This window comes from Kitasatospora sp. NPDC030952, from assembly GCF_055571335.1.
This window is the reverse complement of record NZ_JBVIFM010000008.1, coordinates 88,054-103,825: the sequence shown is the minus strand read 5'-3', so window position 1 is coordinate 103,825 and position 15,772 is coordinate 88,054. Positions and strand designations below refer to the sequence as shown.

Sequence of the window (15,772 nt, the reverse complement as noted above, 5' to 3'; positions counted from 1 at the left end):
CCGAGCAGTGGCTGAAGGGGAACGGATGTCCAAGCGAGCACTGATCACGGGGGTGACCGGCCAGGACGGGTCGTACCTGGCCGAACACCTCATCTCCCTGGGCTACGAGGTCTGGGGCCTCACCCGGGGACAGGCGAATCCGCGGAAGGACCGGGTCAGCAGGCTCATCCCGGACCTGCGCTTCGTCGACGGCGACCTGATGGACCAGGGCAGCCTGGTCACCGCCGTCGACTCGATCCAGCCCGACGAGGTCTACAACCTCGGGGCGATCTCGTTCGTGCCGATGTCCTGGCGCCAGCCGGAACTCGTCACCGAGGTCAACGGCACCGGCGTGCTGCGGGTGCTGGAGGCGATCCGGATGGTGAGCGGGATCAACAAGCCGGCCGGGGCCGTCGGCGGTCCCGGCCGGATCCGGTTCTACCAGGCCTCCAGCTCCGAGATGTTCGGCATGGTGGCGGAGACCCCGCAGAACGAGCGGACCACCTTCCACCCGCGCAGCCCGTACGGCGTGGTGAAGACCTACGGGCACTACATCACCCGCAACTACCGCGAGTCCTACGGGATGTACGGCGTCTCGGGGATCCTGTTCAACCACGAGTCGCCGCGCCGCGGGGCCGAGTTCGTGACCCGGAAGATCTCCCTCGCGGTCGCGCAGATCAAGCTCGGCCTGCAGGACCGGCTGCTGCTCGGCAACCTCGACGCCGTGCGCGACTGGGGCTTCGCCGGGGACTACGTCCGGGCGATGCACCTGATGCTCCAGCAGGACGAGCCGGGGGACTACGTCATCGGCACCGGGCGGATGCACTCGGTGCGGGACGCGGCCCGGATCGCCTTCGAGTGCGTGGGGCTCGACTGGGAGCAGTACGTCGAGGTGGACCCGGGGCTCGTGCGGCCCGCCGAGGTGGAGACGCTCTGCGCGGACGCCGGGAACGCGCGGGAGAAGCTGGGCTGGGAGCCGAAGGTCGACTTCCCCGAACTCATGCGGATGATGGTGGAGTCCGACCTGGAGCAGGCGCGGGTCGCCCGCGACTACGGCGAGGTGCTGGCCGGCGCCCGCTGGTGACACCCGCCGGGAACGGCAAAAGGGCGGTGGGGACGCGAAGTCCCCACCGCCCTGGCGTTGTTCGACTAGCGTTGTTCGACGGTCGGCCCGCTGGGCGGCCGGGAGAGCTCCAGGATCGCCAGCGCGATCCCGGCGCCCTGGTCGCCGAGCCGGGCGGCGTAGCGCCGCAGCATCGCGTTCTCCTGGGCGAGGCTCGTGGTCGGCAGTCCGGCGGCGCGGCGGCGGAGTTGGTGGCCGCGGGCCAGCCGGATGCGGTGGACCAGCTGGGCGATCAACTGCTCGTCGAGCTCGCTGAGTTCGCTGAGCTCGACCGCCGCCGGATCCGCGGCGATCTCGGTGGAGGGCCGCGGCACTCTCGGCGCGTCGCCGTGCGGGAGGGTTTCGGGCATGGCGGTGATCCTCGTCGGCATCGGGGCGCCGCGCCCGGTCGGGCCGCACCCATGGCTTGCGCAACTGACGATCCAGCGGAACGGACCCGCAATTCCCTACAGTCCGCGCGCCGTTCGCCGAAGATCGACAGACCCTAGGGAAATTCGGCGCGGCCCCGATCGAGACTGGGCGCTGGAGTGCGGGAATGCGAGCGCCGCGCGTGCCGGACACGCGGGCCGTCGACAAGCGGATCCCTGCCGTTCGCCGGTCTTCCAGATGGGTTGCGTCGATGATGGACAAGGAACAGAAGCTCCGGGACTACCTCAAGCGGGCCAGCGCGGACCTCCAGCGCTCCCGGCAGCGGGTGGACGAGCTGGAGGCGGCCGCCCGGGAGCCGATCGCCATCGTGGGGATGAGCTGCCGCTTCCCCGGCGGGGTCGCGGCTCCCGAGGACCTCTGGGCGATGCTGGTCGCCGGCGAGGACGGCATCACCGGCCTGCCCGCCGACCGCGGCTGGGAGCTCGACCCGGCGGACGGGCCGGTCGACGTCCGGGGCGGGTTCCTCCAGGGCGCCGCCGACTTCGACCCGGGCTTCTTCGGCATCTCGCCGCGCGAGGCGCTGTCCATGGACCCGCAGCAGCGCGTCCTGCTGGAGGCGTCCTGGGAGGCGATCGAGCGCGCGGGCATCGACCCGAGCAGCGTCCGCGGCACCCGTACCGGCGTGTTCGTCGGCGCGATGCCGCAGGACTACCGCACCGGGCCGGACGACGACGTCCAGGGCTTCGTGCTGACCGGCAACGCCACCAGTGTGATCTCCGGCCGGCTGTCCTACGTCCTCGGCGCGGTCGGCCCGGCCGTCACCGTCGACACCGCCTGCTCGTCCTCGCTGGTGGCGCTGCACCTGGCCGCGCAGTCGCTGCGCGCGGGGGAGTGCGGCATGGCGCTCGCCGCCGGCGTCACCGTCATGTCGACCCCCACCACCTTCGTCGAGTTCGCCCGCCAGGGCGGCCTGGCCTCCGACGGCCGCTGCCGCTCCTTCGCCGACTCCGCGGACGGCACCGGGTGGGCCGAGGGCGTCGGCGTGCTCGTGCTGGAGCGGCTGTCGGTGGCCCGGCGCAACGGGCACCGGGTACTGGCCGTCGTGCGCGGCACCGCCGTCAACCAGGACGGCGCCTCCAACGGGCTCACCGCGCCCAACGGGCCGTCCCAGCAGCGCGTCATCGAGCAGGCGCTGCACAACGCTCGGCTCTCCGCCGACCAGGTCGACGCGGTCGAGGCGCACGGCACCGGCACCGTCCTCGGCGACCCGGTCGAGGCCCAGGCACTGCTCGCCACGTACGGGCGCGGGCGGGACCCGCGGCGCCCGCTGCTGCTCGGCTCGGTGAAGTCGAACCTGAGCCACACCCAGGCCGCGGCCGGCATGGCCGGAGTGATCAAGACGGTCCTGGCGCTGCGGCACGAGCTGCTGCCGCGCACCCTGCACGTGGACGAGCCGTCCACGCACGTCGACTGGGAGTCCGGCGCCGTCCGGCTGCTGACCGAGGCGACGCCGTGGCCGCAGGGCGCCGAACCGCGCCGGGCCGGCGTCTCGTCCTTCGGCCTGAGCGGCACCAACGCGCACGCCATCATCGAGGAGGCCCCGGCGGCGGAGGAGGCCCCGGCGTCCGCGACCGTGGCCGCCGGGACGCTGCCCTGGCTGGTCTCCGGCCGCACCCCCGAGGCGCTGCGGGCCCAGGCCCGGCGGCTCGCCGGGTTCCTGGCGGCGGGCGCCGCCGGCTCCGACGCCGGCCTCGCCCACGCGCTCGCGACCACCCGGGCCGCCCTGGAGCACCGTGCCGTCGTCACCGCCCCGGGCCGCGCCGAGGCCGCCGCGGCGCTGGCCGCGCTGGCGGACGGGCAGGGCGACGGCCGGGCCGTCCAGGGCACCACCCAGGGCCGTGGCAAGCTCGCCTTCCTGTTCGCCGGCCAGGGCTCGCAGCGCCTCGGCATGGGCCGCGAACTGGCCGCCCGCTTCCCGGTGTTCGCCGCCGCGCTGGACGAGGTGCTGGCCCAGCTCGACGGCCGGCCCGACGGGCCGCTGCGCGAGGTGATCTGGGGCGCCGACGAGGAGGCGTTGAACCGCACCGGCCACGCCCAGCCCGCGCTGTTCGCCGTCGAGGTCGCGCTGTACCGACTGCTGGAGTCCTGGGGCGTACGGCCGGACTTCCTGGCCGGCCACTCGATCGGCGAGATCGCCGCCGCGCACGCCGCCGGGGTGTTCACCCTCGCCGACGCGTGCGCCCTGGTCGCCGCGCGGGCCCGCCTGATGCAGGCCCTCCCGGCCGGCGGCGCGATGGTCGCGGTCCAGGCGAGCGAGGACGAAGTCCTCCCGCTGCTCGCCGACGGCGTGTCGCTCGCCGCCGTCAACGGCCCGCAGGCCGTCGTCGTCGCGGGCGAGAGCGCCGCGGCCGAGGCCGTCGGCGCCCACTTCGCCGCACTCGGCCGCAAGGTCCGGCGGCTGCGGGTCTCGCACGCCTTCCACTCGCCGCTGATGGACCCGATGCTCGACGAGTTCCGAGCCGTCGTCGCCGGGCTCGACCCGCAGGCGCCCGCCATCCCGGTCGTCTCCACCCTCACCGGCACGCTCGCCACCGTCGAGCAGCTCACCTCCGCCGACTACTGGGCCGACCAGGCCCGCCAGGCCGTCCGCTTCGCCGACGCCGCCGGCTGGCTCGCCGGCCACGGCGCCACCCTCTTCCTCGAACTCGGCCCGGACGGCGCCCTCGCCGCGCTCGCCCAGGGCGCCCTCGACGAGCCGACCGGCGAAGGCCGCAGCGCCCTCGCCGCGCTGCGCCCAGGCCGCGACGAGACCGAGGCCCTCACCGAGGCCCTCGCCGGACTGCACGTGCGCGGCGTCCCGGTGCGCTGGGACGCCTACTTCGAGGGCACCGGCGACCGCCGCGCCGACCTGCCCACCTACGCCTTCCAGCACAAGCGCTACTGGCCGAAGAGCGCGCTCTCGCGCACCGGCGACGTCCGCGCCGCCGGCCTCGGCTCGGCCAACCACCCGCTGCTCGCCGCCGCCGTCTCGCTCGCCAACACCGACGGCCTGCTGCTGACCGGCCGGCTCTCGCTGCACACCCACCCGTGGCTGGCCGACCATGCCGTCGACGGCACCGTCCTGCTGCCCGGCACGGCCTTCCTGGAGCTCGCCGTGCGCGCGGGCGACGAGGTCGGCTGCGAGCGCGTCGAGGAGCTGACGCTCACCGCGCCGCTGCCGCTGCCCGAGCAGGGCGGCGTGCAGGTGCAGGTGTGGGCCGGACGGGCCGACGCGAGCGGGCGGCGCACCGTCGGCGTCTACGCCCGGCCCGAGGGAGACGAGGACGCCCCATGGACCCAGCACGCCGACGGCATCCTCACGCCGGGCGAGACGCCGGGTGAACACCGCCTCGCCGACCGGGAGTTCACGGAGTGGCCGCCGGCCGGCGCCGAGGCGCTGGACCTGGACGGCCTGGACCAGCGCCTGGCCGGCGCGGGCTTCCGCTACGGTCCGGCGTTCCGCGGGCTGCGCGCGGCCTGGCGGCGCGGCGCGGACGTGTTCGCCGAGGTCGCGCTGGACGAGGGCGCCAGCGGCGAGGCGGGCGCGTTCGGCATCCACCCGGCGCTGCTGGACGCGGCGCTGCACGCGACGGCGTTCCTCGGGCTCGGCGGGGTGCCGTTCTGCTGGCAGGACGTCAGCCTGCACGCCGCGGGCGCGTCGGTGCTGCGGGTCCGGCTGTCCGCGACCGGGGACGACTCGGTCGCGGTCGAGGTCGCCGACGCGGCCGGAGGCCCGGTCGTCTCGGTCGGCTCGCTGCTGCTGCGGGCGCTCCCGGCGCAGGCCGGCGCGGGCGCCGGGCCGGTGCGGGACGCGATGTTCGAGCTGCGGTGGGCCCGGCCGCGCGGCGGTGCCCGGCTGCCCGCCGCGGTGGCCGTCCCGGACCGGGACCCGGTCGGACTCGGCGCGCTGCCGACGGCGGGCGGGGGCGCGGCGGAGGTGGTGCTGGTGCCGCTCGCGGGCGATCCGGCCGACCCGGTCGGCTCGGCCCACGCGCTGACCGCCCGGGCCCTGGCGCGGATCCAGGAGTGGCTCGCCGGGGACACCGACGGCCGGCTGGTCTTCGTGACCCGCGGCGCCGTCGCCACCACGGCCGACGACGAGCTCACCGACCCGGCCGCGGCCGCCGTCTGGGGCCTGGTGCGCTCCGCCCAGGCCGAGCACCCGGGCCGGTTCGGCCTGGTCGACCTGGACCCGGCCGGCGGCCCGCTGCCCGAGCCCGCCCTCGGCGGCGACGAGCCGCAGCTGGCCGTGCGCGGCGGCGCCGTGCTCGCGGCCCGGCTGGCCCGCGCGGGCGCGGCGGTCGGGACCGGCACGCAGTGGAATCCGGACGGCACCGTCCTGATCACCGGCGGCACCGGCGGCCTCGGCGCCGTCCTCGCCCGGCACCTGGTCGCCGAGCACGGGGTCCGTCGCCTGCTGCTGGTGAGCCGGCGCGGCACAGCGGCCGAGGGCGCGGCCGAACTGGCCGCCCGGCTCGGCGAGTCGGGTGCCGAAGTGGCCGTCGAGGCCTGCGACCTGACCGACCCCGAAGCCGTCGGGCGCCTGATCGCCGCCGTCCCGGCCGAACACCCGCTGACCGCGGTGGTGCACGCCGCGGGAGTGCTCGACGACGGTGTCGTCGAGCAGCTCACCCCCGAGCGGCTGGCCGCCGTCCTGCGGCCCAAGACCGACGCGCTGTGGCACCTCCACCAGGCCACCCGCGCCCTCGACCTCGCCGCGTTCGTCGTCTTCTCGTCCTTCTCCGGCACCGCCGGCGCGGCCGGCCAGGCCAACTACGCGGCGGGCAACGCCTTCGCGGACGCGCTCGTGCGCACCCGCCGGGCCGCCGGACTGCCCGGACTCTCGCTCGGCTGGGGCCCCTGGGCCCCCGTCGTCGGCCCGGCCGGCGGGATGGCCGGCGGGCTCACCGAGGCCGACCTCGACCGGCTCGCCCGGCTCGGCACCCCGGCGCTCCCCGAGGCCGACGGCACCGCGCTGTTCGACGCCGCCCTCGCCCGCCCCGAGGCCGTCCTGCTGCCCGTCCGCCTCGACCTGCCGGCGCTGCGCGCCCGCGGCGAGGTGCCGCCGCTGCTGCGCGGCCTGATCCGCACCCCGGCCCGGCGCGCCGCCGTGACCGCCACCGAGGCGGCCGGCGCCCTCACCCGCCGGCTCGCCGGGCTGGACGGGCGCGCCCGCACCGAGGCCGTCGTCGAGCTGGTCCGAGCCCAGGTGGCCGCCGTCCTGCGGCACGCCGACGCGTCCGAGGTCGACCCGCACCGGCCCTTCCAGGACCTCGGCTTCGACTCGCTCACCGCCGTCGAACTGCGCAACCGGCTGAGCGCCGTCACGGGGCTGCGCACCTCGGCGACCGTCGTCTTCGACTACCCGACCGTCACCGCCCTGGCCGGGCACGTCCTGGACGGCCTGACGGGCGCCCAGGCGCCCGCCGCCGTCGCGCCGGTCCGGGCGGCGGCCGAGGACGACCCGATCGTCATCGTCGGCATGAGCTGCCGCTACCCCGGCGACGTCGCCTCCCCCGAGGACCTGTGGCGCCTGCTGCGCGAGGGCACCGACGCCATCTCCGGCCTGCCCACCGACCGCGGCTGGGACGTCGAGTCGCTCTACCACCCGGACCCGGACCACCTCGGCACCAGCTACACCCGCTTCGGCGGCTTCCTGCACCGGGCCGCCGACTTCGACCCCGCCTTCTTCGGCATGAGCCCGCGCGAGGCGCTGGCCACCGACGCGCAGCAGCGCCTGCTGCTGGAGGCCTGCTGGGAGGCGGTCGAGCGGGCCGGGATCGACCCGGTCTCGCTGCGCGGCAGCCGCACCGGCGTCTTCGCCGGCGTGATGTACAACGACTACTCCGCGCTGCTCGCGGGCGGCCGCTTCGAGGGCCACCAGGGCAGCGGCACCTCGCCGAGCATCGCCTCCGGCCGGGTCTCCTACACGCTCGGGCTGGAGGGGCCGGCCGTCACCGTCGACACCGCGTGCTCGTCCTCGCTGGTCGCCATGCACTGGGCCATGCAGGCCCTGCGGGCCGGCGAGTGCACGCTCGCGCTGGCCGGCGGCGTCACCGTGATGTCCACCCCGACCTCGCTGATCGAGTTCTCCCGCCAGCGCGGCCTGGCCCCGGACGGGCGCTGCAAGGCGTTCTCCGACCGGGCCGACGGTGTCGGCTGGTCCGAGGGCGTCGGTGTGATCGCCCTGGAGCGGCTCTCCGACGCGCGCCGCAACGGGCACCCGGTGCTGGCCGTCGTGCGCGGCTCCGCCGTCAACCAGGACGGGGCCTCCAACGGGCTCACCGCGCCCAACGGGCCGTCCCAGCAGCGCGTCATCCGCCAGGCCCTGGCCGCCGCCGGGCTCACCACGGCCGACGTCGACGTGGTCGAGGCACACGGTACCGGCACCTCCCTGGGCGACCCGATCGAGGCCCAGGCGCTCCTTGCCAGCTACGGCCAGGACCGCGAACTCCCGCTGCTGCTCGGCTCGCTGAAGTCCAACCTCGGGCACACCCAGGCCGCCGCGGGCGTCGCGGGCGTGATCAAGATGGTGCTGGCGATGCGGCACGGCATCGTGCCCCGCACCCTGCACGCGGCCGAGCCGTCCTCCCACGTGGACTGGGACGAGGGCGCGGTGGAGCTGGTGACCGAGGAGGCGGCCTGGCCGGAGACCGGCCGCCCGCGCCGGGCCGGCGTCTCCTCGTTCGGCTTCAGCGGCACCAACGCCCACGTCATCCTCGAACAGGCCCCCGCCGTCGTCGCACGGGACGTCGCGCCGGCCGCCGCTCCGGCCGTCACGGAGCCCGTCCTGCTCTGGCCGCTGGCCGGCCGCGGCCCGGCCGCGCTGCGCGACCAGGCCGCCCGGCTGCGCGCGTTCGCCACCGCGGACCCGACGGCGAGCCCGGCCGACCTCGGCCTCTCGCTGGCCACCACCCGCTCCGGCTTCGACCACCGCGCCGTGGCCGTCGGCGGCGACCGCGACGAACTGCTCGCCGCCCTGACCGCCCTCGCCGCGGGCGAGTCCGCCGCCGGGCTCGTCGCGGGCGAGACCGGCGCCGGGAAGCTCGCCCTGCTGTTCGCCGGCCAGGGTGCCCAGCGCCTCGGCGCCGGACGCGAACTCGCCGCCCGCCACCCGGTGTTCGCCGAGGCGCTGGACGAGGTGCTGCGCGAGTTCGGCCCCCGGCTGGAGCGCCCGCTGCGCGACGTGCTGTGGGGCGAGGACGAGGAGGAGCTGAACCGCACCGGCTGGGCGCAGCCCGCGATCTTCGCCGTCGAGGTCGCCCTGTTCCGCCTGCTCGCCTCGCTCGGCGTGCGCGCCGACGTGCTGCTCGGCCACTCCGTCGGCGGGATCGCCGCCGCGCACTGCGCCGGGGTGCTGTCGCTCGCCGACGCCTGCGCGCTGGTGGCCGCCCGGGCCCGGCTGATGGACGCGCTGCCCGAGGGCGGCGCCATGGTCTCCGTCGAGGCCGCCGAGGACGAGGTGCTGGCACGCCTGGTGCCCGGGGTGTCCGTCGCGGCCGTCAACGGCCCGCGGGCCGTGGTGGTCTCCGGCCTGGAGGACGAAGTCCTGCGGATCACCGGGGAGTTCGCGGCCGAGGGCCGCCGGACCAAGCGACTGCGCGTCTCGCACGCCTTCCACTCGCCGCTGATGGAGCCGATGCTGGAGGAGTTCCGGCGCACCGTCGCGGAGCTGGAGTTCCGCGCGCCGGCCATCCCGCTGGTCTCCGACACCACCGGCGAGCTCGCCACCGGGGCCGAGCTGTGCTCGCCCGAGTACTGGGTCGAGCACGTCCGCCGGGCCGTCCGCTTCGCCGACGGCGTCGGCGCCGCCCGCGCGGCCGGCGCCGCCACCTTCCTCGAACTCGGCCCGGACGGCGTGCTGTCCGCGCTCACCGAGGACGCCCTCTCCGCCACCGCGCCGGACGACCACGGCGCCGTGACGGCCGTCCCGCTGCTGCGCGCCGGGCGGCCCGAGGAGCGGACCGTCGCCCTCGCCCTGGCCGCGCTGCACGTGCGCGGCCACGCCCTCGACTGGACCGCGCTGTACGCGGGCACCGGCGCCCGCCGCACCGACCTGCCCACCTACGCGTTCCAGCACGAGCGCTACTGGCCCGAGGCCGAGCCCGACGCCGACGCCGCCGCCCCGGCCGCCGATCCCGCCGACACCGCCCTGTGGGGCGCCGTCGAGCGCGGCAGCGCCGCCGAACTCGCCGGCCTGCTCGGCCTGCGCGACGAACAGCACGCCGGCCTCTACGCCCTGCTGCCCGCCCTCGCCGACTGGCGCCGCACCCGGCACGAGAAGGCCCGGCTCGACGCCGCCCGCTACCGCGTCCACTGGCGGCCCGTCCGTCCGGCGGCCGCGCCGGTGCTGGACGGCACCTGGCTGGTCGTCACCACCGACGCCGTCGACGACGCCGAGCTGCTCGACGCGCTGCGCGGCCACGGCGCCCGGCTGGAGCGGCTGGTGCTCGCCGAAGCCGACCGGGACCGCGCCGAACTCGCCCGCCGCATCGCCGAGTTCGGCGAACTCAGCGGAATCCTGTCGCTCGCCCCGCTGGCCGACCGGCCCACCCCCGGGCCCGGCCTGCCGGAGGGCGTCGCGCTCGGTGTCCTGCTCGCCCAGGCCCTCGGCGACCTGCGCTCCGCCGCGCCGCTGTGGACCGTCACCCGGGGCGCCGTCTCCACCGGGCCCGCCGACCCGCTCACCAACCCCGTCCAGGCCGCCGCGTGGGGCCTCGGCCGGGTCGCCGCCCTGGAGCGCCCGCAGGCGCCGGGCGGGCTGGTCGACCTGCCGCCGGTGCTGGACGCGCCGACCGTCCAGGGCCTGGTCGGCGTCCTCGCTTCCGGAGGGCGCGGAGGAGAGGACCAGGTCGCGCTGCGCGGCAGCGCCGCCTACGGCCGCCGCCTGGTGCGGCACACCGTCGACGAGCTGCCCCGCGCCGAGGAGTTCAGCGCCGACGGCACCGTCCTGGTCACCGGCGGCACCGGCGCACTCGGCGCCGAGGTCGCCCGCTGGCTGGCCCGCAGCGGTGCCCGGCACCTCGTGCTCACCGGCCGCCGCGGCCCGGACGCCCCCGGCGCCGCCGAACTCGTCGCCGAACTCGCCGAACACGGCGCCACCGCCGCCCTGGTGGCCTGCGACGTCGCCGACCGCGACGCCCTCGCCGCCGTCCTCGCCGCGATCCCGGCCGAGCACCCGCTGACCGGCGTGGTGCACGCCGCCGGCGTCGGCCAGGCCGCCCCGCTCGCGGACACCCCGCTCTCCGAGGTCGCCGCCCTCACCGCCGCCAAGCTCCACGGCGCCGCCCACCTCGACGCCCTCCTCGCCGACCACGACCTGGACTTCTTCGTCCTCTTCTCCTCCGTCGCCGGCGTCTGGGGCAGCGCGGGCCAGAGCGCCTACGCCGCCGCCAACGCCTACCTCGACGCCCTCGCCGAGAACCGCCGCGCCCGCGGCCTGACCGCCGTCTCGATCGCCTGGGGCCCGTGGGCCGGCGCCGGCATGGCCGCCCACGAGGCCGTCTCCGACGGCCTGCGGCGCCAGGGCCTGCGCTTCCTCGCCCCGGACACCGCGCTCACCGAGCTGCGCCGGGCGATCGTCCACGAGGACGTCGCGGTGACCGTCGCGGACGTCGACTGGGAGCGCTACGCCCCGGTCTTCACCGCCGCGCGACCGAGCGTGCTGTTCGACGAGCTGCCCGAGGTCCGCGCCCTCGCCCGCGGCGCCGCGGCCGACGCCGGGGCCGCCTCCGACCTGGTCCGCCGACTGCGCGGGCTGTCCGAGGCCGAGCGGGACCGGCTGCTGGTCGACCTGGTGCGCCGCGAGGCCGCCGCCGTGCTGGGCCACGGCTCCGTCGACGGCGTGCCCGAGAAGCGCGCCTTCCGCGACGCCGGCTTCGACTCGCTCACCGCGGTCGAACTGCGCAAGCGCCTGGCCGCCCTGACCGGCCTGCCGCTGCCCAGCACCATGGCCTTCGACCACCCGACGCCGGTCGCCCTGGCCGCCTTCCTGCGCGGCGAACTGCTCGACGGACCGCGGGACGTGACGGCGGGCCCGGTCACCACCGCCGACCCGGACGAGCCGATCGCCATCGTCGGCATGGGCTGCCGCTTCCCCGGCGGCGCGGCCGGCCCCGACCAGCTGTGGCGGCTCGTCGCCGAGGGCGCCGACGCGATCTCCGAGTTCCCGGAGAACCGCGGCTGGGACACCGGCCTCTACGACCCGGACCCGGACACCCCCGGCCGCACCTACTCCACCCAGGGCGGGTTCCTGCACGAGGCCGGCGAGTTCGACGCCGCGTTCTTCGGCATCTCCCCGCGCGAGGCCCTCGCCATGGACCCGCAGCAGCGCCTGCTGCTGGAGACCACCTGGGAGGCCCTCGAATCCGCGGGCATCGACCCGACCTCCGTGCACGGCAGCGCGACCGGCACCTTCATCGGGTCCACGTACCAGGAGTACGGGCTCGGCATGGACGACAGCTCGGCCGGCCACGCCGTCACCGGCACCAGCCCGAGCGTGCTCTCCGGGCGCCTCGCCTACCTGTTCGGACTGGAGGGCCCGGCCGTCACCGTCGACACCGCGTGCTCCTCCTCGCTGGTCGCGCTGCACCTGGCCTGCCAGTCGCTGCGCGGCGGCGAGAGCTCGCTCGCGCTCGCCGGCGGCGCCACCGTGATGACCAACCCGAACGCCTTCATCGCCTTCAGCCGCCAGCGCGCACTGGCCCAGGACGGCCGCTGCAAGGCCTTCTCGGAGGCCGCCGACGGCATGACCCTCGCCGAGGGTGTCGGCGTCGTCGTCCTGGAACGGCTCTCCGACGCCGAGCGCAACGGCCACCAGGTGCTCGCCGTCGTCCGCGGCTCCGCGATCAACCAGGACGGCGCCTCCAACGGGCTCACCGCGCCCAACGGGCCGTCCCAGCAGCGCGTCATCCGCCAGGCCCTGCACAACGCCGGCCTCACCCCCGACGACGTCGACGCCATCGAGGCGCACGGCACCGGCACCGCCCTCGGCGACCCGATCGAGGCCCAGGCCCTCCAGGCCGCGTACGGGCGCGACCGCGACCCGCGGCGCCCGCTGCTGCTCGGCTCGGTCAAGTCCAACATCGGCCACACCCAGTCGGCGGCGGGCGTCGCCGGCGTGATCAAGATGGTCCAGGCGCTGCGCCACGGCGTGCTCCCGGCCACCCTGCACGCCGCCGAGCCGTCCTCGCACATCGACTGGACGCCGGGCACCGTCACCCTGCTCCACGAGGCCACCCCGTGGCCGGCCGGCGAGCGGACCCGCCGCTGCGCGGTCTCCTCCTTCGGCATCAGCGGCACCAACGCGCACGTGGTGCTGGAGGAGGCGCCCGCCGCCGCCCCTGCCGAGAGCGCCGAGGCGTCCGCCGCCGCGCCGACGGAGACCGCCGAGGAGCCCGACGGCGTCGTGCCGTGGGTGCTCTCCGCCCGCACCCCGGCCGCGCTGCGCGCCCAGGCCGCGCGCCTGGCCGACCACCTCGACGCCGAGCCGGGCCCGCGCCCGCGCGACGTCGGGCACACCCTGCTGACCACTCGCGCCCTGTTCGAGCACCGGGCCGTGGTGCTCGGCGCCGACGCCGACGAACTGCGCGAGGGCCTCGCCGCGGTCGCCGCCGGAGCCTCCGCGCCGAACGCCGTCCACGGCCTCGCCGAGGACGGCGGGCGCACCGTCTTCGTCTTCCCCGGCCAGGGCTCCCAGTGGGCCGGCATGGGCGCCCGGCTGCTCGACGAGTCGCCGGTGTTCGCCGAGCGGATCGCCGAGTGCGCGGAGGCGCTGTCCGCGTACGTCGACTGGTCGCTGCCCGACGTGCTGCGCCAGGCCGAGGGCGCGCCCGCGCTGGACCGCGTCGACGTCGTCCAGCCCGCGACCTTCGCCGTCATGGTCGCCCTCGCCGACCTGTGGCGCGCCCACGGCATCCACCCGGACGCCGTGGTCGGCCACTCCCAGGGCGAGATCGCCGCCGCCGTCGTCGCCGGGGCGCTCTCCCTGGCGGACGGCGCCCGGGTGGCCGCGCTGCGCAGCCGGCTGATCGGCCGGGTGCTCGCGGGCTCCGGCGGGATGATCTCGGTGCCGCTGTCGGCCGAGGACGCCGAGGAGCGGCTGCGCACCCGCGGCGGCGGGCTGGCGGTGGCCGCCGTGAACGGGCCGCGGACCGTCGTCCTCGCCGGTCCGGCCGGTGAACTCGACGAGCTGATGGCCGAGTTCGAGGCCGAGGAGGTACGCGCCCGGCGGATCGCGGTGGACTACGGCTCGCACTCCGCCCAGGTCGAACTGCTCCGGGACGAGCTGCTCACCGCCCTCGCCCCGGTGCGCCCGCGCGCCGCCGAGGTGCCGTTCTTCTCCACCGTCACCGGCGAGTGGCTGGACACCACCGCCATGGACGCCGACTACTGGTACCGCAACCTCCGCAACCCGGTGCGCTTCGACCCGGCCGTACGGGAGCTGATCGCCCAGGGCCACGGCCTGTTCGTCGAGGTCAGCCCGCACACCGTGCTCACCATGGCGATCGAGGCCACCACCGAGGACTGCGGCGGCCGGGCCGGCGCCGTCGGCACCCTGCGCCGGGACAAGGGCGGCACCGACCGCTTCCTGCTCTCGCTCGCCGAGGCCTTCGTCCGGGGCGGCCGGGCCGACTGGTCCGCCCGGCTGACCGGTGGGCACCGGGTGCCGCTGCCCACCTACGCCTTCCAGCACGAGCACCTGTGGGCCGTCGCACCACGCCCCGGCGGGGCGCCGGAGGACGGCGAGTTCTGGAGCGCCGTCGAGGAGGCCGACGTCGAGGCGCTGGCCGCCCGGCTGCGGATCGACAGCGGCGCGCTCGCCCCGGTGCTGCCCGCGCTGTCCGACTGGCACCGGCGGCGGCGCGAGCGCTCGACGCTCGACTCCTGGCGCTACCGGGCGACCTGGAAGCCGCTCGCCACCGCCCCGGCCCGGCTGGACGGCAGCTGGCTGCTGGTCACCGCCGAGGACGGCGAGGGGGAGGACGTCGCCGAGGCGCTCACCGCCCACGGCGCCACCGTCGAGCGGCTCGTCCTGGACGACGGCTGCACCGACCGGCAGCGGCTCGCCGCCCTGCTCGACCTGGGCGAACCGAGCGGCATCGTCTCGCTGCTCGCCACCGCCGAGCACCCGAGCGGGCGCCACCCCGCCCTGCCCGAGGGCGTCGCGCTCACCCTCGCGCTGATCCAGGCCCTCGGCGACACCGGGCAGGAAGCTCCGCTGTGGTGCCTCACCCGCGGCGCCGTCGCCGCCGGGCGCACCGACCGGGTCGCCAACCCGGTGCAGGCGCAGGTCCACGGCCTCGGCTGGACGGCCGCCCTGGAGCACCCCCAGCGCTTCGGCGGCGTCGTCGACCTGCCCGAGGCGCTCGACCGGCGCGGCGGCGAGCGGCTGGCCGCCGTACTGGCCGCCCGCGACGAGGACCAGGTGGCGATCCGCCCCTCCGGCGCCTACGCCCGCCGCATCGTGCGCGCCGAGGCCGCCGCCCGCCGGGAGGCCCGGCCGCCGCGCGGGACCGTCCTGATCACCGGCGGCACCGGCACCCTCGCCCCGCACCTGGCCCGCCGCCTCGCCGCCGAGGGCGCCGAGCGGATCGTGCTCACCAGCCGCCGCGGCGCCACCGCGCCGGGCGCCGCCGAACTGCTCGCCGAGCTCGCCGCCGCGGGCTGCGCGGCCGAGATGGCGGCCTGTGACCTCACCGACCGCGACGCCGTCGCGACGATGCTCGCCGACCTCGCCGCCGCCGGCCACCAGGTGCGCACCGTCGTGCACACCGCCGCCGTCATCGAGCTGCTGTCCGTCGAGGAGACCAGCCACGAGGCCTTCGCCAAGGTGCTGCACGCCAAGACGGCCGGCGCCCGCCACCTCGACGAGCTGCTGCCCGACGACCAGCTCGACGCCTTCGTGCTGTACTCCTCCACCGCCGGAATGTGGGGCAGCGGCCGGCACGCCGCCTACGTCGCCGGCAACGCCTACCTCAACGCGCTCGCCGAGCACCGCCGCGCCCGCGGCGGCAAGGCCACCGCGATCTCCTGGGGCATCTGGGCCGACGACCTGAAGCTCGGCCGGGTCGACCCCGGCCAGATCCGGCGCAGCGGCCTGGTCTTCATGGACCCCTCGCTCGCCCTGGACGGGCTGCGCCAGGCCCTGGACGCAGACGAGCAGGTGCTCGCGATCGCGGACGTCGACTGGGAGCGCTACCACCCGGTCTTCACCTCCGGCCGCCCGAGCGCCCTGTTCGAGGACGTCCCCGAGGTGCGCCG

General features: G+C 76.8%; 3 protein-coding genes (1 of these 3 cut by a window edge). 2 read left to right on the top strand and 1 reads right to left on the bottom strand.

Translation table 11 applies throughout. The features are described from left to right. Nucleotides 1-25 precede the first annotated feature (25 nt). A complete protein-coding gene (locus ACZ47G_RS16530; protein ID WP_465743192.1) occupies nt 26-1,063 on the top strand; it encodes a GDP-mannose 4,6-dehydratase in 1,038 nt (345 codons plus the stop codon). A 65-nt stretch (nt 1,064-1,128) separates the two neighbouring features. Here ACZ47G_RS16530 and ACZ47G_RS16525 read toward each other — a convergent pair whose 3' ends face one another. Beyond that, nucleotides 1,129-1,452: a chorismate mutase family protein gene (locus tag ACZ47G_RS16525; protein ID WP_465743190.1), complete on the bottom strand. Its 324-nt coding sequence runs from the start codon at nt 1,450-1,452 to the stop codon at nt 1,129-1,131. Nucleotides 1,453-1,724: 272 nt separating this feature from the next. On the opposite strand from ACZ47G_RS16525, the gene ACZ47G_RS16520 reads away from it, so the two are divergent. Further along, nucleotides 1,725-15,772, top strand: partial view of a type I polyketide synthase gene (locus tag ACZ47G_RS16520; RefSeq protein WP_465743509.1) — the 5' end (the start) only. 14,224 nt of this gene lie beyond the right edge of the window; the window shows 14,048 of its 28,272 coding nt (coding positions 1-14,048); its start codon is at nt 1,725-1,727; the stop codon falls past the right edge of the window.